At 35.8% G+C, this 22,987-nt stretch carries 17 protein-coding genes and 4 tRNA genes; 13 read left to right on the top strand and 8 right to left on the bottom strand.

Annotated elements, in window-relative coordinates; all coding sequences use genetic code 11:
- The 5 genes from prfB to HXY53_02140 all read left to right on the top strand — a co-directional run bounded on the left by prfB (position 1) and on the right by HXY53_02140 (position 6,859).
- A protein-coding gene (gene prfB, locus HXY53_02160; protein ID NWF75370.1) for a peptide chain release factor 2 occupies positions 1–1,099 on the top strand; the annotation gives its coding sequence in 2 pieces (ribosomal slippage) (positions 1–66 and positions 68–1,099; 1,098 coding nt in all).
- Between the two features lie 382 nt (positions 1,100–1,481).
- Positions 1,482–2,813 (top strand): chromosomal replication initiator protein DnaA, encoded by a 1,332-nt coding sequence (gene dnaA, locus HXY53_02155; protein NWF75369.1) that lies wholly within the window; start codon positions 1,482–1,484, stop codon positions 2,811–2,813.
- 31 nt (positions 2,814–2,844) lie between these two features.
- Entirely contained in the window at positions 2,845–3,975 is a 1,131-nt protein-coding gene (gene dnaN / locus HXY53_02150) for a DNA polymerase III subunit beta (protein NWF75368.1), read from the top strand.
- 31 nt (positions 3,976–4,006) lie between these two features.
- A complete protein-coding gene (gene gyrB, locus HXY53_02145; protein NWF75367.1) occupies positions 4,007–6,400 on the top strand; it encodes a DNA topoisomerase (ATP-hydrolyzing) subunit B in 2,394 nt (797 codons plus the stop codon).
- A 30-nt stretch (positions 6,401–6,430) separates the two neighbouring features.
- On the top strand, positions 6,431–6,859 hold the full coding sequence (locus tag HXY53_02140) for a hypothetical protein (GenBank protein NWF75366.1): 429 nt from the start codon (positions 6,431–6,433) through the stop codon (positions 6,857–6,859).
- Between the two features lie 136 nt (positions 6,860–6,995).
- Here the strand turns inward: HXY53_02140 and HXY53_02135 are convergent, their stop codons facing one another.
- The 5 genes from HXY53_02135 to HXY53_02115 all read right to left on the bottom strand — a co-directional run bounded on the left by HXY53_02135 (position 6,996) and on the right by HXY53_02115 (position 13,421).
- Positions 6,996–7,205, bottom strand: coding sequence for a zinc ribbon domain-containing protein (locus tag HXY53_02135; GenBank protein NWF75365.1), 210 nt, complete (start codon positions 7,203–7,205; stop codon positions 6,996–6,998).
- Positions 7,206–7,289: 84 nt separating this feature from the next.
- Entirely contained in the window at positions 7,290–8,468 is a 1,179-nt protein-coding gene (locus HXY53_02130) for a (Fe-S)-binding protein (protein NWF75364.1), read from the bottom strand.
- 53 nt (positions 8,469–8,521) lie between these two features.
- Positions 8,522–9,322 (bottom strand): ATP-dependent sacrificial sulfur transferase LarE, encoded by an 801-nt coding sequence (larE, locus tag HXY53_02125; GenBank protein NWF75363.1) that lies wholly within the window; start codon positions 9,320–9,322, stop codon positions 8,522–8,524.
- A gap of 104 nt (positions 9,323–9,426) precedes the next feature.
- Positions 9,427–10,932 (bottom strand): Rne/Rng family ribonuclease, encoded by a 1,506-nt coding sequence (locus HXY53_02120; protein NWF75362.1) that lies wholly within the window; start codon positions 10,930–10,932, stop codon positions 9,427–9,429.
- A 2-nt stretch (positions 10,933–10,934) separates the two neighbouring features.
- Positions 10,935–13,421: a TIGR03960 family B12-binding radical SAM protein gene (locus HXY53_02115; protein NWF75361.1), complete on the bottom strand. Its 2,487-nt coding sequence runs from the start codon at positions 13,419–13,421 to the stop codon at positions 10,935–10,937.
- A gap of 372 nt (positions 13,422–13,793) precedes the next feature.
- On the opposite strand from HXY53_02115, the gene HXY53_02110 reads away from it, so the two are divergent.
- From HXY53_02110 to HXY53_02100, 3 genes are read left to right on the top strand one after another with little or no spacing between them, the layout of a single operon-like run.
- Positions 13,794–14,558 (top strand): outer membrane protein assembly factor BamD, encoded by a 765-nt coding sequence (locus tag HXY53_02110; GenBank protein ID NWF75360.1) that lies wholly within the window; start codon positions 13,794–13,796, stop codon positions 14,556–14,558.
- Positions 14,551–15,210: a bifunctional precorrin-2 dehydrogenase/sirohydrochlorin ferrochelatase gene (locus HXY53_02105; protein ID NWF75359.1), complete on the top strand. Its 660-nt coding sequence runs from the start codon at positions 14,551–14,553 to the stop codon at positions 15,208–15,210. Before HXY53_02110 ends, HXY53_02105 begins: the two co-directional genes overlap by 8 nt.
- A gap of 11 nt (positions 15,211–15,221) precedes the next feature.
- Positions 15,222–16,154, top strand: a complete 933-nt coding sequence (locus HXY53_02100; GenBank protein ID NWF75358.1) for a LysR family transcriptional regulator — start codon at positions 15,222–15,224, stop codon at positions 16,152–16,154.
- Here the strand turns inward: HXY53_02100 and bioB are convergent.
- Both bioB and HXY53_02090 read right to left on the bottom strand, forming a co-directional pair.
- On the bottom strand, positions 16,151–17,128 hold the full coding sequence (gene bioB, locus HXY53_02095) for a biotin synthase BioB (GenBank protein NWF75357.1): 978 nt from the start codon (positions 17,126–17,128) through the stop codon (positions 16,151–16,153). The two genes, HXY53_02100 and bioB, sit on opposite strands and share 4 nt — an antisense overlap.
- Before the next feature lie 4 nt (positions 17,129–17,132).
- Complete coding sequence (locus tag HXY53_02090; GenBank protein ID NWF75356.1) at positions 17,133–17,672, bottom strand: hypothetical protein; 540 nt, start codon at positions 17,670–17,672, stop codon at positions 17,133–17,135.
- A gap of 142 nt (positions 17,673–17,814) precedes the next feature.
- Here HXY53_02090 and HXY53_02085 point away from each other — a divergent pair, with 142 nt between their 5' ends.
- The 5 genes from HXY53_02085 to HXY53_02065 all read left to right on the top strand — a co-directional run bounded on the left by HXY53_02085 (position 17,815) and on the right by HXY53_02065 (position 18,939).
- Positions 17,815–18,471 carry an HAD-IA family hydrolase gene (locus HXY53_02085; protein NWF75355.1) on the top strand — a complete coding sequence of 219 codons (657 nt, stop codon included), beginning with the start codon at positions 17,815–17,817 and terminating at the stop codon, positions 18,469–18,471.
- A gap of 23 nt (positions 18,472–18,494) precedes the next feature.
- Positions 18,495–18,571, top strand: a tRNA-Arg gene (locus tag HXY53_02080).
- Positions 18,572–18,636: 65 nt separating this feature from the next.
- A tRNA-His gene (locus HXY53_02075) sits at positions 18,637–18,712 on the top strand.
- A gap of 66 nt (positions 18,713–18,778) precedes the next feature.
- Positions 18,779–18,852: transfer RNA gene (locus tag HXY53_02070), tRNA-Arg, on the top strand.
- An 11-nt stretch (positions 18,853–18,863) separates the two neighbouring features.
- Positions 18,864–18,939 (top strand) — tRNA-Lys (locus tag HXY53_02065).
- Positions 18,940–18,944: 5 nt separating this feature from the next.
- Here HXY53_02065 and purL read toward each other — a convergent pair.
- Positions 18,945–22,931 carry a phosphoribosylformylglycinamidine synthase gene (gene purL, locus HXY53_02060; protein ID NWF75354.1) on the bottom strand — a complete coding sequence of 1,329 codons (3,987 nt, stop codon included), beginning with the start codon at positions 22,929–22,931 and terminating at the stop codon, positions 18,945–18,947.
- Between the last annotated feature and the right edge of the window lie 56 nt (positions 22,932–22,987).

The following is a 22,987-nucleotide window of genomic DNA, read 5'->3' as shown; positions in this document are numbered from 1 at the left end:
ATGCTTTTACAGAATGAATTAAAAGAAGAACTAATAAATCTTAGGGAAAAAATAGAATCTTTAAGAGGTTATCTTTGATTTAACAAATCTTAAAGAAGAAATTAAAACAATAAAGGCTAAACTCTCTAATAACAAAGTGTGGTCATCTCCGCAGATGACACGTGAACTTCTTAAAAGACAATCTCAACTCGAAGATATTGTTTCACATTTTGAGTCTCTATCTAACAGGTTATCATACCTGGAAGATTCGATAGACATACTCGAGGAAGAAAGTGGCGAGCTCTTTCTTAATGAATTACATAATGATATTAAAGGTCTGAAAGAAGATTTAGATTCTCTTGAAATTGAATATCTTCTTTCAGGTCAGATGGATAAAAATAATGCTATTCTCACTATTCATCCTGGAGCAGGTGGAACAGAAAGTCAGGATTGGGCTCAGATGCTTATGAGAATGTATCTTAGGTGGGCTGAACGACATAAATTTTCAACTCAGATTGTTGATCTAATTATAGGTGATGAAGCAGGTATAAAAAGTGCAACCATAACAATAACAGGACGATTTGCATATGGATATCTAAAATCAGAAGCTGGTGTTCACAGGCTTGTGAGAATATCACCTTATGATGCTAATAAAAGAAGACATACTTCTTTTGCAGCGGTACTCGTATATCCTGAGATTGAAGACGATGTTGATATTGATATAAAGGAAGAAGATATCAAAATGGATACTTTCAGGTCATCTGGTGCAGGTGGACAACATGTCAATAAGACATCATCTGCTGTAAGGCTAACTCATATACCAACAGGAATTGTTGTAAGTTGTCAGAATGAACGCTCACAGTATAAGAACAGAACTATTGCTCTGAAGATTCTAAAAGCTCGTCTTTACGACCTTAAAATTAGAGAAAAGGAAAAGAAGCTTGAGGAATTTGTAGGGGATAAAAAAGGCATTGCTTGGGGGAGTCAGATAAGGTCTTATATTCTTCAACCTTATAGAGTGGTAAAGGATCACCGGACTAATATGGAAACAGGAAATGTAGAGTCAGTACTGGATGGAGAAATAGATAGTTTTATAAAAGAATATTTAAAGAAAAAATAATTTTGTCTCTACTACTAATAAAATATATTATTTAAGAATAGTTGTTGTAGTAGTAAGAGTGGATATGTTGAATAATAAAATTAATTATGATAAATAAACTTTTTTAATTGTGAATAAATGGTTTAAAAAAGAACTATAATTTAAAGAAAAAATTTAAAATAAAGAAAAAATAATTTTATCAACAAAAACATAACAGATTTTCTTGTCTTGAATGTTAGTATTTGGATATAATGATATACCTCTCAAATTTAGAAAAATAAAAGTTATTAACACTTGTTAATAAAATGTTAATAAATAAAGTTGAAGGACGGAATTAAGTATTTTCAAAATACCTGGATAGGCTGGTCAATATAAGAAAATTTACATATAGGGGTATGTTTTAATGACAGTTGAGGAAATATGGTCAAATAGTCTTTCAAAAATAGAAAAAAAAGTTGGAAGCAGTATAATTGAACTGTGGTTCAGGCCAATTAAACTCACGCAGATTAAAGAACAGCAGTTAACAATTGATATCCCCAACCGTTTTTTTAAAGACTGGATAGAAGATAACTACCCTGAAATAATATCAGAAACAATAAGTAGTATTCTGGGACATCCAGTTAATATTAGATACAGAATTGCGGAGAAAATAGACCCTAATGTAAAAAAAATGGATATGTTATTGGAAAACCGACGACAGAAACTTGTAAGTAGAGGAATCTATTTAAACCCAAAGTATACATTTGATAATTTTGTTACAGGCCCATCTAATCAATTTGCCCAGGCAGCAGCAAAGAAAGTTGCAGAGGCTTTAGGAAAGACATATAATCCCTTTTTTGTTTATGGAGGAGTTGGACTGGGTAAAACACATCTGATTAATGCGGTTGGAAATGCGGTATTTGATAAAAGGCCAGATTTAATAGTAATTTATGTCTCTGCAGAACAGTTTACTAATGAAGTGGTATCTGCAATAAGGCATGAAAAAATGAGTGAACTTAAAGAAAAATATAGAAATGTTGACCTTTTGCTTCTTGACGATATACATTTTATTGCAAATAAAACACAGACACAGGAAGAATTCTTTCATACTTTTAATGCTATATACGATAGGCAGAGACAGATCGTGATATCGAGTGACAGACCTCCTAAAGAAATAGGTGCTGTTACGGACAGATTGAGATCAAGATTCAGCATGGGTCTTATTGCGGATATTCAACCACCTGAACTTGAAACAAAGATTGCAATTATTCAAAAAAAGGCAGAAATAGAACGGATTAATATATCTGATGATGTTGCTTATTATCTTGCCTCAAGAGTAAAGTCTAATATTCGTGAACTTGAAGGCTGTCTGATACGGCTCGGCGCTCAATCTTCTCTTACCGGAAAGCCTATAGATAAAGAAATGGCAAAACAGATACTTCGTGATCTCATTGATGATGAAGAAAAACCTGTAACAACTGATTTAATTCAGCGAATTGTAAGTGATCATTTTGGCGTTAAATTACTTGAATTAAAAGCACGTAAGAGAACCAAAGAAGTTGCTTTACCAAGACAAATAGCAATGTATCTTACCAAGCAATTAACTAACCTATCTCTGAATGATATCGGGAAGAATTTTGGTGGTAAAGATCATGCAACAGTCTTATATGCCTGTAGACAGATTGATGATAAAAGAACAAAAGATGAAACATTTAACCGATTAATTGAGAGTTTTATTCGAAAATTAAAAGGTTGAAAACAGAGCTTTTAGCTTAAAGGGAGGAATTATGAAATTAACTATATCTAAGGACGAGATGCTTGAAAAGCTTGCGAATATTCAGAATATTATTGAAAAGAAGAATACAATGCCTATACTGAGCCACTTTCTTCTCCATGCATCCAAGAAGGGTTCGTATATAATTGCAACAGATATTGAAACTGCTATAAAAGAACCTTTAGAAGCTAATATAGAAAAAGAGGGAAAGCTCTGTATTCCTGCAAGAAAACTTTTTGAGATTGTAAGGGAAGTTGAGGGAGATTTATATTTTGAAAGCCTTGAAGAAACTACAGCCGAAGGCTGGTTGAAGATTAGATCGGGTGCAAGTAATTTTAAGATTGCTACGCTTCCATCATCTGATTTTCCTGCATGGCCAAACCTGGGTGATGTTGAAGAATTATTGATTGACGCCGAAGTTCTACTGGAAATGATTGAGAAAACGCTATATTCTGCAGGGGAAAGTGATACAAGATATACACTGAATGGCCTTCTTTTCCATATGAAGCCTCAGGATAAAAATTTTATAGTTGTAGGAACAGATGGCCACAGACTGGCATTAATCAAAAGAGATATGGAAAGTGAAATGAAAAGTGAAAAGAAAATTATTGTTCCAAGGAAGGGTGTATCTGAGCTAAGAAAATTTCTTGCAGATTCTGATGGAAGCGAGGAGAAAAAGAAGGTAAAAATATCTATTGGAGAAAAACATCTTCTTTTCTCTATAGACAAGATACAATTCCTGACAAGACTAATAGAAGGCTCTTATCCAAACTATGAAAATGTCATCCCACAGTCTAATGAGAAAAAGATGTTCATTGGAAGAGAGCCTTTTATCAGGGTATTAAGAAGGGTATCTGTTATGTCCAAGGAGAGAGCAAGTGCGGTGAAGTTTGACCTTGATAAAGATACCCTCACCGTCTCATCATCAAGCCCTGACATCGGTGAGGCAAAAGAAGAAGTTGCAATAGAATATAAATTTGATAAACTTTCACTCGGTTTCAATGCGCGATATGTGCTGGATGTACTTGGAGGTATGTCAGATGAAAAAGTTGTTTTTGAATTTCAGGACCCACTTAGTCCAGTTCTTGTAAAAGAAGCCGGAAATGAATTTTATCAATGCGTTATTATGCCAATGAGGATATAGAATAGAAATAATTATGGGATAAGGAAAAAAAATGGAAGAACAGACAAATCAGCAAGAATCTTATACCGCAGAAGATATAAAAATACTAAAAGGACTTGAAGGCGTCAGAAAAAGACCTGCTATGTATATAGGCACAACAGGTATTGAAGGTCTCCATCACCTTGTCTATGAAGTTGTTGACAACAGTGTTGACGAATATCTCGCAGGATATTGCAAGAGCATTGAAGTAATAATACACCTTGATGGAAGCTGTACAGTTATAGATGATGGAAGGGGTATTCCTGCAGGTCCTCATCCAGGAGATCCTAAAGGACGTTCTGCAGCAGAGATAGCACTTACAGAATTACATGCTGGGGGCAAGTTTGAGTCAAAGGCTTATCGTATCTCTGGTGGATTACATGGAGTAGGGGTTTCAGTCGTAAATGCCCTTTCAGAATGGCTTGATGTAGAAATAAAACAGAATGGAAATGTATATCAACAGCATTTTGAAAGAGGAAAGGCAACTGGTTCTTTAACCATTGTTGGGAGGACAAGAGGTAAAGGAACGAAAATTACTTTTAAGCCTGACCATGAGATATTTGAAATTCTGGATTTTAGCTGGGATATATTATCTCAAAGACTAAGAGAATTAGCGTTTCTGAATAAAGGACTTAAAATAACATTAACTGATGAAAGGATAGAAAAAAGTCAGACATTTCACTATTCAGGTGGAGTGGTATCCTTTGTTGAATACCTTAATAAAAATAAGACACCTATTTACCCCAAACCTATTTATATACATGGTGAAAAAGAAGATCTTATTGTTGAAATAGCTATTCAATATAATGATGGTTATGCAGAAACTCTTTACACTTATGCTAATAACATCAATACAAAAGAAGGAGGAACTCATCTTGTTGGTTTCAAGTCTGCTTTGACGAGAACAGTTAATACATATGCTATCTCAAGTGGGCTTTTAAAAAATGGTAATGCTCTTGCAGGAGAGGATGTACGTGAAGGGCTCACGGCAGTAATAAATGTTAAACTCATGTCACCTCAATTTGAAGGCCAGACAAAAATGAAACTCGGAAATAGTGAGGTAAAAGGCATTGTTGAATCTATAATGAACGAAGGCCTTTCAACCTATTTTGAAGAAAGTCCTTCTATTGCAAAAAAGATCATAGAAAAAGCATTACAGGCTGCAAGGGCAAGAGATGCAGCACGTAAAGCAAAAGAACTTGCAAGAAGAAAGGGAGCACTTGAGGATACTGGACTTCCTGGAAAACTTGCAGATTGTTCAGAGAAGGATCCATCTCTGAGTGAATTATTTATTGTTGAAGGAGATTCTGCAGGGGGGTCTGCAAAACAGGGCAGGGATAGACGAACTCAGGCTATATTGCCATTGAGAGGTAAGATATTGAATGTTGAAAAAGCACGATTTGACAAAATGCTTGGCTCAGAAGAGATTAAAATACTGATAACAGCTTTAGGAACAGGAATTGGTTCTGATGATTTCGATATTGCAAAGATAAGATATCACAAGATTATACTAATGACGGATGCTGATGTTGACGGTGCACATATAAGAACACTGCTGTTAACTTTTTTCTATAGACAGATGCCTGAAATAATAGAAAAGGGATATCTTTATATTGCCCAGCCACCTTTGTTTAAAGTTAAAAAAGGCAAAACAGAAAAATATATACAGAATGAGTCAGAAATGCAAAATATGCTCTTTGAGCTTGCTTCTGAAGATATTGAATTGATTATTAGAGGTCAGACATTAAGGGGAAAGATACTAATACCATATATAAAGAGATTATATAGGTTTGAGCGCCTCATTGACTGGTTTGAACGCAGAAGAAGAGACCCTGATATCCTGAAGTTTCTTCTTTCAATCGGTATAGACAGAAATATCTTGAAAGATAGAATGAAACTTGAGAAGTTGTTGAAAATGATCAGGGAAAATGATCAGAAAACCTTTATAGGAGAGGTTGTTCTTGATGAAGAGCATCAGACTTATGGAGTAGAGATAAAGAGGCAGAATTATAAAATAGATCTGGATATCAATTTTGTTACATCGCCAGAATTCAGAGAGATTGAAAATCTTTTTAGCATTATAAAAGATTTTGGAACACCTCCTTACAGAGTAAAGATAAAGGATGAAACGATTGAAATTAATGGAAGCAAGGAACTCCTTGAGTTTATACTCTCAACAGCAAAAAGAGGACTTACAATACAGCGATATAAAGGACTTGGAGAAATGAACCCACAGCAACTTTGGGAGACTACCATGGATCCTGATAAAAGGACACTCCTTCAGGTAACAATACAGGACTCTGTTGAGGCCGATAGTATATTCACCATCCTCATGGGGGATCAGGTTGAACCGAGGAAAGAATTTATTACTACACATGCTCTTGAAGCCAGAAATATTGATATATAAAAGAGAGGAATACTCAACTTAGTAAGAAAAATGAGATACAAAAATATCAGCGTATTGTTCTATGTCAGTATAATTCTTGTTCTTGTTTCATGTTCTGAAAAAGAGGTAAAAAAGGTTTCAGATGATTCAAAAATAGCACATGAAGCCTTCAAGCTTACAGACACACTCAAAAAAGCCTATATCGAAAATGACCGAGGAACCCTTAAAGAGAATTCTACCGAGGAAGCCTTCAGTGAAATATTTGGTTCAATTAAACCCTTTGATAATGCTGAACTTATATTTACACCAACCTGGGTTGAAATTCAGGGTTCAACAGTCTCTGTAACTATTTCATGGAAAGGAACATGGAAATGGGAAGAAAAAATTACAGAAGAGCGTGGACTGGCAGTCTTTGTGTTTGAGGGCAGACCATTAAAACTTATCAAGATTAAAAGAGAAAATCCCTTTAGCTATCCATAGTTAACCCGAATAATGCAGATATTGCTCAAAAATTTCTTTAACTCGATATGATTATTTTAAATTATTTTTTGTTGTCATAGGGATAATAAAATTCGTAAAACCATAAATGATTGTTTTACTGCAGACAAGCTTATTTTTAGTGGCAGGTACTGCATGTGCCTTTTGTGCAGGAGGTGCATGAAGAAGTTCCAGCTAAAGGTTTTTCAGTACCTGAAGCATTGAATACTGAAAATTTCTTTTTTACCTTTTTTGAACTACACTTTGGACAAGAAACTTCCTGATTTCCGAATATAAGCTTTTCGAAATCTTCCCCACAACTTGTACATTTATATTCATAAATAGGCATATTTCACCTCAGAAGTTGGTCAAATTAACCCGAATAATGCATTTTCAGGTTAATAAAAGGTACAATTTTATTATAGCAGAAAACTTATTTAGATACTAACTGAAATATTGCCTCTTCGATCACTTCGATTATGTGTATAACGGGTTTATTTTTAAAACCCTTCGCAAGCTGGATAATACAGCCAGGACATGAGGTAACGATCATTTCTGCTCCAGAAGAAGAGTATTCCTTAATACAGTTATTCAGAAGAGCCTCTGAAATCTCACGAAAAGAAAAACAGAAAGTCCCTGCAAAGCCACAGCATCTATCACTTTTATGAGGGATCAAATCTATTCCGATATTTTTAAGAATCTCCCTCGGCTCCTTTTCGATCCCAAGCCCATATTTCAGGTGGCATGGATCATGATAAATTGCCGACTTAAATTTAGGTTTCGGATGCTTTGTTAGAAAGTAATCAATCTTATTAGATAAGAAAAGTGATATGTCAATTGCATCGATTCCTTCTCCAATCATTTTTGGATACTCTTCTTTAAGTGATAAAGTACATGTTGGACAAAGACTTAAGACTGCCTCAACATTCAGTCTTTTATAAAGGTCTTTATTTTTACGGGCAAGCTTGATAGCCTCTTCTTCAAGGCCGACTGCTCTTAATGGCGAACCACAGCAGACTTCACCTGCAGGTAAAATAACCTCATATCCAAGCTCGTGCAGGACATTAATAAGGGATTCTCCGATATGAGGAAGCAAGAAATTAACAGCACAACCTGTGAATACAGCTACACGACCTCTCTTTTTAGGAACAGTTATTACATGTAGACTGCCCTTCAATGTATGTTCAGGAAGTTCAAAGGGAAAAGGAATTACCTTTTTTTTGAGATAGGGTAGAAGGATGTGCTTGGTTGAATTGAGCATATTAAAACTCAGGTTGGAATTTTTTGTGAACAGATTCAGAAAAAACCGAAGAAGCTTTCTCTTTTTATCAGTTTTTCTGAGAATCTTTCTGCCATGATAGATAACTTCTTTGATATCAATTTCAAGAGGACAGAGACTTATGCATTTTCCACATAATGTGCAACTGAATATCCGATCATTTAAAAGGGAAGAAGTTTCTAACTGGCCTGATGCAAGCATCCATAGCAGAACAAGCCTTCCCCTTGCACTCATTGCCTCTGATGAAACTTCATCATATGTAGGGCAATAGGCCTTACAGCTTCCACAGCGTATACACTTTGAAAGCTTTTCAAGATAAATTGAATCTTCCATTTTGAGTTATACCTTCTGGCAAAAATATTCTTTCCAGAATAGTTAAGTCTCCTCTATTTCTTGAGATTTCTGTTCATGCTACCACTTTGATAGCCATCAAGGTCAAAAGTTATATAGGAATAGCCGAGAGATTTAAGGGTTTTTGTAATAAGGGTTCTTTTCTGAGGACTTAAGAATAGCTGGAATTTCTTTACTGAAACTTCTATTCTTGCAATATTGCCATGCTCTCTCAGTCGTATTTCCTGAAATCCAAGGGATTTGAGAAAGTCTTCAGCCTCAAGCACTTTTCTGAGTGATTCGGTAGTAATTCTCTGATAATAAGGAAACCTTGTTGCAAGACAGGAAGAAGAAGGCAAATTCCATGTTGAAAGTCCTAATTTTTTTGAATGTGCTCTGATTTCTTTTTTTGAAAATTCAGCTTCAATTAGAGGGCTTCGTATCCCATATTTTTCTGCTGCTAATCTGCCGGGTCTGTAATCTTTAAGGTCGTCCTGATTACTTGCCTCGAGTATAAACATGTAATTATATGTTTTAGCAATATCCGATAACTTTTTAAAAAGTAGATCCTTACAGATAAAACATCTTTTAGGAGTATTTTCTACAAATTCTTCAATAGAAAGCTCATCGGTATTTATTTCTAAATGTTCAACTTTAGCAGCTTCTGCAAATCTTCTTGCATTCAAGATATCTTCAGGAGATCTAATTTTAGAAACAGCTGTAATGGCAAGGGTTTTGATATCAGCAAGTTGCATAGCCTTTAAAAGAAATGTGCTGTCAACACCCCCTGAATAAGCAAGCACAGCACTTTTCATGTTTTTTAAAATATTAATAAGATGTTTTAATTTTTTTGACATGTATATTTTTATGTTACTTCCCAAAAGATATATACGTCAAATCGACGTAGTGGTTGAAAGAAAGAAAAAAAACTTCTAATGGCACATTTTGGACAGATATATCTTTACAATACGGTCACTTCATAATTTTCCTGATGTAGGGTGCGGCTTTCTCTTATGGTAACTTTAACACCATATCGTGTTTCAATGTCTTCGATTCCAGCACGTTCTTCATCAGAGAGGAGTTCTGCAACTGATGGGTGTGCTGTTACAATAATTCTTTCTGCACTGTGCCGGGCAAGTCTTATGACCTTTCTGAAAATTTCATAACACAGAGTTCTCGGAGACTTCACAAATCCCTTACCTTCACAGTAAGGGCATGTTTCGCATAGAGTTCTACCCAGACTCTCCCTGACTCGTTTTCTTGTCATCTGAATTAAACCAAGATCTGATATATGTGAAATGGTATTTTTTGCCCGGTCTTTTTTCATTGCTTCAGTGAAGGCGTTAAAAACTCTTTCCCTGTTTTCATACCTTTCCATGTCTATAAAATCAACTATGATAATGCCACCAAGGTTTCTGAGTCTGATTTGATAAGCGATTTCTTTAACGGCCTCAAGATTAGTTTTCAAAATAGTATCTTCAAGCTCTTCTTTTCCTACAAACTTTCCAGTATTAACATCAATAACAGTCATTGCTTCAGTCTGGTCAATTACAATATACCCACCTGATTTTAGCCACACCTTTCTGCCAAGAGCACGTTGAGTGTCAAGCTCGATTCCAAAAGCTTCAAAAAGTGGCTCTGTTCCTTCATACAACTCTATTTTGCCAAGAAGCTTTTCTGAATATGTTTTCACAAAATCCTTAATTCGTTCATATTCCTCTTCTGAATCAACAACAAGTCTTTTTACATCCTGTATCATTAAGTCTCTTACACTCCTGAATACAAGGTCGAGGTCGCTGTATAAAAGAGTTGGGGCAGAAACCCTGTCTTTCTTTTTCTGAATGTTTTCCCATAGCATTAAAAGGAAATCCAGATCTTTTTTTAAATCTTCTTCAACGGATCCCTCGCTTGCTGTCCTTATGATCAGTCCAAAGCCCTTCATTTTTAGATTCTCGACAATTGTTCGGAGTCTCAAACGTTCGAATTCGTCAGATATTCTTCTCGATATGCCAATATGCTCAACATTCGGCATAAGAACAAGATAACGTCCAGGAAGTGTAACGTATGAGGTTACCCTTGCCCCTTTACTACCAATAGGGTCTTTAGATACTTGAACAAGGATTTCCTGTCCTTCCTGAATCAGCTCTTCGATAGTAAGGTCAGGTCTTCCTTTGCGTGAGAATATCTCGATAGAATTTACCTTTTCCTCTTCATCAAGAAACGATGCAAAATCTTCAAGCCCAGCGTGGATGTCTGTAACATAGAGGAAAGCTGCTTTTTCAAGCCCGATATCCACAAAGGCAGACTGCATCCCTGGAAGGATTTTTACGACTCTGCCTTTATAGATATTACCCACAAGGCTCGCATCACGTTTTCTCTCAACATAGAATTCAACTACCTGTCCTCCTTCGAGAAGGCCGACTCTAATTTCATCACGCGTTGCATTAATAAGTATTTCGTTTTCCATAGTCAATCAATATAATCTACCATCTGGAGGCTGTTTTTTTGAAGAGGTTTAATCCAACCACTTTTCCAACCATATAGTGATATACGTGTAATGTCAAGTTCTTCAAATGGAGTATTCATAATGACTTGAAGTATCTCGCTAAGTCTTACTTTCGTTTCTTCATGATCTACCAGAATAATTGATACTGTATTTTCATTAATTTGTTTTACTTCTTCCAACATATTCCTGAGATTGACTTCTTTCTGGTTCCTTTTAAAAAAAATCTCTTTTTCTGATAAAAACTTATTTATATTTGTTAATTTCAGCCCTTTTATCTCATATTCATATCTTTTAATGAAACTATTAAGTGACTCTGTATCAAAAGGTATAACAGCCATATCCTTAATATATATACCTTCAGGCAAAACGGCATTAATATTTTTTTTATAAGTTGTGAGATCAAAAGGCTGTAATACTTTCATATCAAAATATTCAGACAGTCCTGCAACACCTACAGCAAGTGGTGGACCAAAAGATATCTCTGGAACCGGGTGATATCCTTTAGAATACTCAAGGTTAACATCTGCCCTTCTGAGAGCGCGAATTATTACTGACATAACCTCAAGATGCGAAAGATATTTCAATAAACCTGTTTTTGAAAATTCAGCCCTTATCCTTATTGGCATGAAATGAAGAGGTTGAGAAGTTGTATAACTTATATTATTATTTTCGTATCTTCTTAATTTCTGATCGCAACGGAGTCCGCAGTTATGACAGACTTTTCTGCAATCAATTGTTATGTTTCCTGATAATCCCTTCTGATATTCTTTCCATAGAAATTCTTTTGTAACTCCGGTATCTATCTTCTCCCAAGGCAGGGTATCAGTAAAGGTATAAGTTTTTTTTGCATATTCTTCCACATCTAAGCCAGTTCGATTCATGGCTTCTTTCCATTTATCAAAGTCGAAAACTTCTGACCAGCCGTCGAGCCTGCAACCGAGTGACCAGGCAATTTCAATGAGAGATGAGAGTTTTGCATCACCTCGTGAAAACGCAGCTTCTAATAAACTCATATTTAAGTTATGTGTTTTTATATAAACCCCTTTTTTCGATAGTTTTTTTGTGATATAGCCTTTTTTCTCTTCCATCTCATTTATAGGATTCTGTCCATACCACTGGAAAGGTGTATGTGCTTTTGGAACGAATGGAGATATACCGATATTAATATTTACACGCCGTTTTGTATTCTGTTTTGCAATTTTCAAAGCGAGCATAACCATCTGAATAATTCCTTCAATATCTTTTGTCGTCTCTGTTGGGAGTCCTATCATGAAGTAAAGTTTAAGTTTATGCCACCCTTCTTCAAAAAGTATTTTTAAAGCGTTTTCATAATCAGAATCAGAAAAATCTTTGTTTATTACATTTCTCAGTCTATGAGTTCCTGCTTCTGGTGCGATAGTAAAGCCAGTTTTTCTGACAGTCCTGATCTCCTTTAAAATATTGCGATTTATCGATGCGACCCTGAGGGATGGAAGAGATAAAGAGATTCTTTTTTTATGAAATAGATTATTGAAGTTTTTCACAATCTGTAAAAGGCAGCTATAGTCCCCAGCACTTAGAGACGTGAATGAGACTTCATCATAACCTGTATTTTTAAGATTTTTTTTGGCTAAATCCAGAACTTTATCAGGACTTCTTTCACGAACTGGCCTGTATATTATGCCTGCCTGACAGAATCTACAACCCATTGAACAGCCTCTTGAAACCTCGATGTTAATTCTGTCATGTATAATTGCAGTGTAAGGGATGACAGGATTTTCCGGATAGGGGGCATCATCAAGATTTTGAATGAAGCGTCTTTTAATCAAATATTCTTTCTTTGTACTTTTATTAAAGATATTTAAGGGAGTCTTATGAATAGCAGGCACATATATACCTTCAATATTTGAAAGAGCGTAAAAGAGAGATTCTTTTTTACCATCTCCTTCGGATTTCCATAAATAATATATATTTAGTATTTCTTTTATCGCATCTTCACCATCTCCTATTAAAAAGGCATCAATAAAAGGAGACATTGGAAAGGGGTTTACAGTGCATGGCCCACCAGCAATAACAAGTGGAAAAAGATGCTCTACACGGTCTTCAGTTCTTAATGGAACACCACCAAGTGAAAGTATATTAAGAACAGTTGTAAATGAAAGTTCGTATTGAAGACTGAAACCAATAATATCAAATTCTCTCAAAGGACGGTTGAACTCAAGTGATTCAAGTATTATATTGCCTGATTTCATTTGAGCTTCAAGATCAATCCATGGAGAAAAAACCCTCTCTGCAGAGGCAAAAGGAAGGTCATTGATAATTTTGTAAAGAATTTTCAGCCCGAGATGAGACATCCCTATTTCATAAATGTCAGGGAATGCAAGGGCAACCTTAACAGGGGCTTTCTTGTAAATTGCATTAATTTCTTTATTGATATACCTGCTTGGTTTTTGTATCGAAATGAGATTCACTGAATAAGGATACCATAGAATAAACGCTATCTACAAATTTCAAGGGATGGTGTTAAAAAAACAAAAATTTCATTCTTGCGATTAATTTTTTAAGAATTAATCTGACAGTTTTTAAAAAAAAGTCAGAAGCTTTCTATACAGATTTCTATTTTTTCTTATGAGTTACACAGAATTTTGATTTTCCTGATACCGGATTTTTACACCTTTTCCCTTTCGTTGTTTTTGCAGCGCATGTTGCTTTTTTAACTGCCATGGTTCCTCCTTAATTTAATTGTTATGAAAAGCTTGATTGCATTCAGTATAGCATAAATAAAGATTAATAAAGAAAAAAATCAAGGATGAATAATTATTATCCGTGATATAATATTCAGAATGAATTGCCTGAAAAGAATAAATATTATTTTGTTTGTTTTAATTTTCATCATAATATCCTGTTCGGGTAAGTCTTCTGTTAAACCTCCTGAGAAATTTGACGCTGAGAAATCATTCGAAACAGCCAATGAGCTACTCGAAAAAAAAGATTATGAAAAATCGCGGACAATTTTTCTTGAAATCAAGAACAGAGACTTTACAAAGAAATTTGCTCCCTTAGCACAACTCAGAATTGCAGACTCTTATGTTAAAGAGGAAGAGTTTGAACTTGCGGTTACTGAATATAAAAGATTTCTTGAAACCTATCCAGATCATCAGTATGCTCCTTATGCTCAGTACCAGATTGCTACTGTGTATTTTAACCAGATAGAGGGTCCTGAAAGAGGTTATGGCGGAGCAGCTAAGGCACTTGAAGAATTTGAGAAATTGAAAAAAATATTTCCAAGGAATCCATATAAGGATATTATCGAAGTAAGAATCGAACAGTGCAGAAATATCATTGCTGAATACGAATATCTTGTCGGTGAATTTTATTACAAAAAAGGTTCTTATAATGCTGCGATTGGCAGATTTGAAGAATTATTGAAAAAATATCCGGATTATAAAAAATTGTCTGATGTGCTCTACTATACTGGAATGGCATATAAAAAGCTTAATCAGAGGGAAATGGCTTCAGAGTATTTTAGACGTCTCATTGACACTTACCCAGAAAGCAAATTTGCTTCAGATGTAAAGAAAGAAATAGATACCTTAAAAAGTGATTAAAAAAAAGACAGTGGTTTATTATCCTGTATTCCTAAACCTCGAGAAAAAAAAAGTTGTTGTATGTGGTGGTGGTCATGTTGCTGAGCGGAAAATAAGTTTTCTCTTAAAAACAGGAGCAGAAGTGACCGTGATAAGCCCAAAAATTACCCGGAGGCTGGAGAAAATAAAATCACAAAAGAGGTTAAAACATATTTGCCGAGGATACCGTAGAAGTGATATGAAAGATGCATTTCTGGTGATTGCTGCAACAGACAATATTTCAGTAAACGAACGGGTTGCTCAAGATGCTCAATGTCTTGTGAATGTTGTTGATGCTCCTGATTTTTGTAATTTTATTGTGCCTTCTACTGTAAATCGTGGGTTGTTAAAATTAGCTATATCTACAAGCGGAGTCAGTCCTGCACTTGCAAAGACTATTCGAATTGAACTCGAAGATCAGTATGGAGTAGAGTTTTCTAAGTTTCTGGAGTTTTTACAGAATATTCGCGCAAAAGCAATGAAGTTTATAAATGACAGGAAGAAGAGGAGGCAATTTTTAGAATATATAGGATCACGCGTGATGGTTGATATTTTAAGACAAAAAGGCGTGATGGAGGCAAAGAAAGTTATCACCCTATTATTGAAAAAATATATAAGAAAAGAATATAATTAATATTAATATTTATGGATATACATCAATTACGAGTATTTACCTTAGTATATAAAAATAATAGCTTTTCGAGAGCATCTAAAGAGCTTTATCTTACTCAGCCCACTATCAGTAGCCATATTAAAGGATTGGAAGATGAACTTGGATGTAAACTCTTTGACAGATTAGGAAGGAGTATTATCCCAACAAAAGAGGCGGAAGTTTTATATACCCATTCGTTAGAGATTATTGCAAAAGCTGAATCCCTGAAGGAAGAAATACTGAAAATAAGAAAAGACCTTTCAGGTAAATTGATTATAGGAGCTAGCACTATCCCTGGAGTATACTTGATACCTCGCATGATGTCAGCTTTTCAGAAGAAATATCCAGCTATTTCATTTCAGATTCTAATATCTGATTCAAAGGGTATTATTGAAAACATCTTAAAGCATTCATTGCTCCTTGGAATAGTTGGAGCAAGACTTGACAATGAAGATGTAGATTATGTTCCTTTTATTGAAGATGAGCTAATTGCTGTCTCTGCACCTTCCTTTACAAAGAATTTGGAGATGACCTTAAAAGAGTTGGTCCAGATGCCAATGGTATTCAGAGAGGAGGGTTCAGGGACAAGACAAGTTACTGAGAAATTCCTGGAAAGTGCCGGGATAGATACTGATAGCCTCCAGATAGCGAGTATTTTTGGTTCTACTGATGCTGTTAAACAGGCAGTTAAGGCGGGACTTGGTATTACAATTATATCAAGATTTTCAGTTTCTGATGAATTGGAACATAATATTTTGAAAGAAATAAAAATTTCGGATATTCAAATGAATCGAAGATTTTACATTGTTACCCACAGAAAGAGAACACTTCCCAGAATTTATAACGCATTCTTTGAATATATCCTCGATGAATACAAGAAATTCCGTATAACAACAAAAAATAATTTAATAAAATCATCGAGTTAAAGAAATTTTCGAGCAATATCTGCATTATTAAGAACAAGACCACATTTTTTTATTAGCTTAATATCTTCTTCAGGCATTCTTCCTGATGTGGTTAGATAATTACCTGTCATCAGGCTGTCAGCTCCAGCAAAGAAGACAAGAGAATTAAATTCCCCCAGTATTTGCATTCTGCCACCACAGATTCTTATTTCTTTATGTGGGAGTATAAATCTATAAAGACTGACAATCTTCAGTGCTTCAAAAGGGTGTAAATATTTTCTCTTACCAAGAGGTGTACCCTTAATAGGAATGAGAAAGTTAATTGGGATAGAGTCGATATCAAGTTTCTTCAGGTTAAAAGCCATATCAATTCTATCATCCCATGTCTCGCCCATTCCAAATATACCGCCTGAACATACAGACAGGTTAGCAGACTTTGCTACCTGTATGGTTTCGAGCTTTTCTTTATACCCGTGTGTCCTGCATATTTGTGGAAAAAATCGTTCAGAGGTTTCAAGATTGTGATGATAACGCTCGAGTCCAGCATCCTTTAACATTAAAAGTTCTTTTTTAGTAAGAAAACCGAGACTTGCACAGGGGAGAAGGTTAAGGGCTTTGATTTCAGAAATCATAACAGCTATATTTGAAAGGTCTTTCTTTAATATTTTTCTTCCACTGATAACTAATGAAAACCTTTTTACACCAGATAGCTTTGCTTCAGTAGCTAACTGAAGAACAGTCCTTTTACTGAGAAGTGGGTAGACTTTTATCTTTGCTGTACTTTTTGAGGACTGCGCGCAGAAATCACAGTCTTCGCTACAACCGCCTGATTTTGCATTAACAATAGAACACAATTCAACCCTATTAGCTTTGAAATAATTTCTTATTCTATTCGCAGAAGAAAATAGGTCTAAAATATTTGAATCTGAAATACTGATTAAGTAGTTTGCATCTTCCTTTGTTAAAGAATCACCGTGAAGAACTCGTTTTTCAATCTGGTTAATCTCCTCCAGAACCTTCACCTGGACCTCCTGGATAAAGAAGTCGTTCAACAGGCTGAATGAGCTTGATCGTAACTTTTACCTTTCCATCTTTTTTTAGCCAGTAGTAAACATCAATAACATCATCAAGGCTGTAAGAAAAAGGATGATAGAGGGGTCTCAATTCAAAGCCTATAATATTCCCATTCGCATCCAGAATCTTGCTGAATAGATATTTATGAAATGCATAATGAGAACTTACAAAACTTTTTGCCAGCTCAAAAACTTCTTTATCAGGAACAGATTTTTTAACCTTGTAATCAAAATCAGGTGCATATGGTTCAAAATAATAATGATCTCCTTCTTTATCAAAAATAGCGACCCTTTCAAGATCATCAACAAATCTTCCACCATAAAGAATGAGAGTAAATACCCCTTGTATATCGGAAAGATCAGCAGCTTTTGTCTTTAAGGGTGAATTTGCTGAAATGCAAAGAGATGTAAGACATAATAAAAAAACTAAAAAGAAACTGATTGTGCGAAAAGTACTTGTTTTCATATTACACTCCTTTATATGAAAATCTTGCTTATGATATATTTTTACCATATCATCTGTTTCATATGTTTGTAAATCTCATAGTAATTTAGCCTAAATCCTCATCTTTTCAGAACATACATATTCCGTATGATATAATTTACAAATGAAGATATCTTTGATCATTTTTGATTTAGACGGCACTCTTGTTGATACGAGCAGAGATATTATGCATGCTTTAAATTATGCTATAAGACCTTTTAGCAATAAAATCTTAACTGTTGAAGAGACCATCGGTCTGATAGGGGAAGGTGTAACGAGGCTTGTAGAAAAGGTAATGGATGGTTCAGATTTAATGATGTGGGATGAGGTGATTGAACGATTTCTTTTATATTATGAGTTACATATTGCAGACCAATCAATAATATATCCTGGGGTAAAGGAGACACTAACAGAACTCAGAGATTATAAAATGGCGGTTATATCCAATAAAAGGGAAAATCTTTCAAAAAAGCTTTTGGATCAGGTAAATCTACTTCACTATTTTGATCTTGTAGTTGGTAGTGACACAACACCCGAGAGAAAACCTTCTCCTGTTCCTGTTATTTATTCATATAAAAATCTTGGTTTCAAAAAGGAAGAAACAGTCATAGTTGGAGACAGTAATTATGATATTGAGGCTGGGAAAGGAGCAGGTGTAAAAACTATTGCTGTTACCTATGGATACAAGGATAGAATATACCTTCTTAATGCTGATTATTTAATTGATAAATTTGATGATTTGTTGCCTGTTATTGACAGAATTTCTTATAAACTCATATAATTTTAATTTAAACTTAATATAAAGCGCCTGTAGCTCAGTAGGATAGAGCAACTGCCTTCTAAGCAGTGGGTCAGGGGTTCGAATCCCTTCAGGCGCGCCATGCAAATTTTGTAAAATAAATTTGCAGTGAATTAAATACTATTTACTGTAAACTATTGTTAGATGGTGAGTGTAGCTCAATGGTCAGAGCACTGGACTGTGGCTCCAGGTGTTGGGGGTTCGAGTCCCCTCACTCACCCCAGCAAATTTTGCATTGGGAAATTAGTAGTTAAAAATTTACAGTTAAGAGTTAAGATCAAGCGTCATCGCGCCTGTAGCTCAGTGGATTAGAGCATCGGCCTCCGGAGCCGAGGGTCGGAGGTTCAAATCCTCTCAGGCGCGCTTGATGGTGTGGGCCGTTAGCTCAGCTGGTAGAGCAGCTGACTCTTAATCAGCGGGTCGGAGGTTCGAATCCTCCACGGCTCACCAATATTTTATACTTTTTTACACCAATTATAAGCATTCTGGAACATTCTAAGCCATGGTGAGGCTTTGAGATTTTTCTTCCATTCTTCGGGCATGTAAGACCATTGCCATTTAAGAAACACTCTTTCAGGATGAGGCATCATGGCGAGATGTCTTCCATCAGGAGTGCAGAGAGCAGTTATGCCACGTGGAGAACCATTAGGGTTGAACGGATATATTTCTGTAAACTCTCCATAGTCGTCAATAAATCTTATGGGTGCAAGGTTTTTTTGTAGAACCTCTTCTTGGAATTTTTCATCAGGGAAATAAAGTCTTCCTTCACCATGGGCAATCCAGATGCCGAGAATAGAACCTTCCATCCCCTTCAACATAATCGAAGGGCTTGGTAAAATTTTTACTGTTGAAAACCGGGATTCAAACCTGCCTGATTTATTTTGAATAAATCTTGGCTGAATTTTATCAGGTATCCCTCTCCAGGGAACCCAGCCCAGAAGTGCCATGAGCTGACATCCATTGCATACTCCGAGACTGAATGTGTCTGGACGTTCATAAAAGTTTTGAAATTGTTCGAAGAGTCTTTTATTGAATCTTATGACTCCAGCCCAGCCTTTTGCTGAATCGAGAACATCTGCGTAACTGAAACCGCCAACAAATGCAATCCCTCTGAACTCATCGAGTTTAATTTTTTCTTTTAAAAGATCTGTCATCATTATATCCCATACTTCAAACCCTGCCATGTAGAAAGCTGAAGTCATTTCTCGATCTCCATTACTGCCTTCTTCACGAATTATAGCAACTCTCGGCCTAACTTCAATTAGGCTTTCCTTACTAAGTGGGGATACACAGGAGACAAAAGGAGATTCTTGTGGGACAAAAGTAAGTTTATACTCAGGGCCTTTTCTGTCGAAATTTACTTTTCTCTCTTCATCTACACACTCTGGATTTGCCTGAAGTCTATCAAGATGATAACTTGTTTCTTCCCAAATAGCTCTGAGAACTCTCATGTCTTCTTTCAGAACGGTTTGATTATTGACTGCTATATCAATTACTTTCTCTTTTATTGTATTTCCAATTATTAGATAGGGGATACTATCAGCTTTAAGATAAGATTCAATTATATCTTCATGTTCTGGAAAATATTCTAAAATAAGGCCGAGTTCTTCGGAGAATAATAAAGATATATGTTGGGATGTTGTGAGGTTATTAAGGTTTAAGTTAATTTTGATTCCGCAATTGCCTGCAAAAGCCATCTCGAGTAATGTAACGATTAAACCTCCGTCACTCCTGTCATGTCCTGAGAGAATGATGTCCTCATCTATTAGTCTTTGAATGACATAAAATGAACGTTTTAGTAATTTAGGGTCATCAACATCAGGAGATTCATTCCCTATTTGACCATATACTTGTGCTAAAGCAGTTCCACCCATTCTATATTTCCCATTCCCGAGATCAATATATATCAGTTTGCTGATACCAGGTTTTTTTATATCCGGGGTAATGATCTTTGTTATATCAGGACAGGTAACATAGGCGGAAATGACGAGGCTGCCAGGAGCCTTGATAGTTTCTGTTTCCCCAGACGAATTAGTTACCTTTGCTGCCATAGATAGACTGTCTTTCCCTCCATCAATAGCTATCCCAAGTTCAATGAGTATATCTTTGAGAGCTAAAGCAGCATCATAAATCTTTGCACCTTCTCCAGGTAGTTTTGCTGCCCACATCCAGTTCCCTGAACATTTTATATCTTCAAGAGCACTTACCTTTGCCCATAAAATATTAGTTAGAGCTTCACCTACGCTCATTCGTGCCATTGCCTGCGGATTAAGTAGTCCTTTTATTGGTTGTTCACCAATAGAAATTGCTGCTCCTCTTAAGGTTAAATGACTCTGTGCAATTACAGCCACATTTGATAATGTCAGATGAAGTGGGCCTACACACTGCTGTTGGGCAATAAGGCCGGTAACAGAGCGGTCAACTTTATTTACAAGAAATCTTTTAGAACCAACTGAGATAAGTCTGAGAACCCTTTCGAGAGATTCCCTTACTGTTAGTGTTTCTGGAAGGAAGAGTGATTCAAGTTTAGGTTTTATACTTTCAATTATAAATATTTTTCTTGGCATTTCGCCAAGAACCTTTGATAATTCAAGATTAACCGGTATTGTTCCATCATGCTCATCGAACAGCCTGATATACCCATCTCCTGTGATTTCACCTATGAAAGAACAAGGTACTTTTTCCCTTTCACAGATAGAAAGAAATTCGACTTTTCTTTCAGGTTTTAAGAGAATTGCATCATTTTCCTGATATTCCGCACCCCATATTTCCAGAACTGAAAGTGAATTATCCCCGAGTTGTATTTTTCTGATATTTATTTTTGCACCGGCAGGGTAAATAATCTCTTTTACAACATTACAGTTTCCTCCTGCCCCCTGATCATGAATACTTATGATAGGATTTCTCTCCCCCATTTCAACACATGCTCTGACTACTCTATTAACCTTTTGTTCCATTTCAGCGTCACCGCGCTGTACAGCGCTGAAATCAAGTTCCTCGATATTTTCTCCCTGTATCATACTGGAGGCAGCGCCACCCCCCATTCCTATTCTGTATGCTGGACCTCCAATCTTTACAACAAGCATACCTTTTTGAGGTTCTTTCTTTTCAATATGTTTGTCATCTATCTGGCCAACTCCACCAGTAAACATTATGGGTTTTATCCATTCTCTTCTTTCGCCATCTGGCAGTCTCAATCCAAAAGAGCGAGTGAAGCCCTGTATGACAGGCTCACCGAATTTATTCCCGTAATCAGAGGCACCATTACTTGCTTCAATCTCAATCTGGAGCGGAGTTGCAAGATTTGGTGGATATTCAAAAGATGAATCTTCCCATGGTAAGAGATAGTTAGGTATTTGAAGATTTCCGACACAATATGCAGCAGTTCCAGCAATTACCAAACTACCTTTTCCTGTAGCATGAACATCCCGTATCCTACCTCCTGTCCCGGTTTCTGCTCCAGGAAATGGAGCAACACCAGTGGGAAAATTATGCGTTTCTGCTGTAAAAATAATATGATAAAAAAGGTGCTCCTGTTTAAAACGTGACGGCAAGCCAGCATGCTCAGGCCGTAAAGATAATATTTCATATCCTCTAATAGCGCTTGAATTATCTTTAAAAGCAATAATGCTGTTATTTGGTGAATTTTTTAATGGATATTTAATTAAATCCATAAGGGAATACTCAGTTTCTTTACCATCTATAATCAGTCTGCCCTTGAAAAACCAGTGCCTTGAATGTTCGCTGTTTGATTGACTTAAGTCAAAACATTCCACATTTGTTGGATTACGACGTAGTTCTTTTACGAATAGATTATAGTAGTAATCTATATCCCATTCATCAAGTCCTAGTCCCATTGTAATATTTATTTTTCTTAATGATTCTTTTCCTTCCTCAATTAAAGGAACAATGTAAACAGGCTCTGGTTTTATTCCTGTTTCAAAAGTTGAGAGAGGTTCAGGATACAAACATTCTGTCATCCTATCGTGAATGAGATCTTGGAAAGGTTTAAGATTAAAGGTTGAAGGTTGACTGAAGACTAATTTATATCTTCTCGATCTCTCAATCCTTGTAATTTTTGTCAGACCACAGTTATTTAATATAGAAACAGCATTGGTAGACCATGCTGTGGTAAAGTTCATACGTGGGCCGACTTCTAAAAGATAGTAATGATAGATGGGAGATGAGCAGGAGTTGCAGTCCTCCTTATTCGTTAGGAAACTTTTATTACCAAAATTTTCTGGCTCAAAAGTTTCTGCAAGTAGCCATCTGAGTATTTCAAGCTCATGCTCTGTTAGTTGCGAAGAAGTTTCAACATTATAGCAATATTCTGTTTCAATATGCTCAATATCAGATGATATTTTTTGTTTTGCAATGGCTAACAGTTCATTTGTTTTTGCCTTAGAAAGAGCTGGTTTGCGAAAAAAATGTAATAAAATCATCGGGTTAATTGTATTATTGGGTTTAGCACTTTTTAATATGAGGTGCCTGCTTGTTC

Source organism: Nitrospirota bacterium, from assembly GCA_013388455.1.
In the GTDB taxonomy this organism is placed as follows: domain Bacteria; phylum Nitrospirota; class Thermodesulfovibrionia; order Thermodesulfovibrionales; family SM23-35; genus JACAFF01.
The sequence above is the reverse complement of the archived record's forward strand: the minus strand, read 5'-3'. Positions and strand labels throughout refer to the sequence as shown.

Coding starts and splice junctions, on each gene's coding strand:
- dnaA (NWF75369.1), top strand. CDS start 1,482: ATGACAGTTGAGGAAATATGGTCAAATAGTCTTTCAAAAATAGAAAAA.
- dnaN (NWF75368.1), top strand. CDS start 2,845: ATGAAATTAACTATATCTAAGGACGAGATGCTTGAAAAGCTTGCGAAT.
- gyrB (NWF75367.1), top strand. CDS start 4,007: ATGGAAGAACAGACAAATCAGCAAGAATCTTATACCGCAGAAGATATA.
- HXY53_02140 (NWF75366.1), top strand. CDS start 6,431: ATGAGATACAAAAATATCAGCGTATTGTTCTATGTCAGTATAATTCTT.
- HXY53_02135 (NWF75365.1), bottom strand. CDS start 7,205: ATGCCTATTTATGAATATAAATGTACAAGTTGTGGGGAAGATTTCGAA.
- HXY53_02130 (NWF75364.1), bottom strand. CDS start 8,468: ATGGAAGATTCAATTTATCTTGAAAAGCTTTCAAAGTGTATACGCTGT.
- larE (NWF75363.1), bottom strand. CDS start 9,322: ATGTCAAAAAAATTAAAACATCTTATTAATATTTTAAAAAACATGAAA.
- HXY53_02120 (NWF75362.1), bottom strand. CDS start 10,932: ATGGAAAACGAAATACTTATTAATGCAACGCGTGATGAAATTAGAGTC.
- HXY53_02110 (NWF75360.1), top strand. CDS start 13,794: ATGAATTGCCTGAAAAGAATAAATATTATTTTGTTTGTTTTAATTTTC.
- HXY53_02100 (NWF75358.1), top strand. CDS start 15,222: ATGGATATACATCAATTACGAGTATTTACCTTAGTATATAAAAATAAT.
- HXY53_02090 (NWF75356.1), bottom strand. CDS start 17,672: ATGAAAACAAGTACTTTTCGCACAATCAGTTTCTTTTTAGTTTTTTTA.
- HXY53_02085 (NWF75355.1), top strand. CDS start 17,815: ATGAAGATATCTTTGATCATTTTTGATTTAGACGGCACTCTTGTTGAT.
- purL (NWF75354.1), bottom strand. CDS start 22,931: ATGATTTTATTACATTTTTTTCGCAAACCAGCTCTTTCTAAGGCAAAA.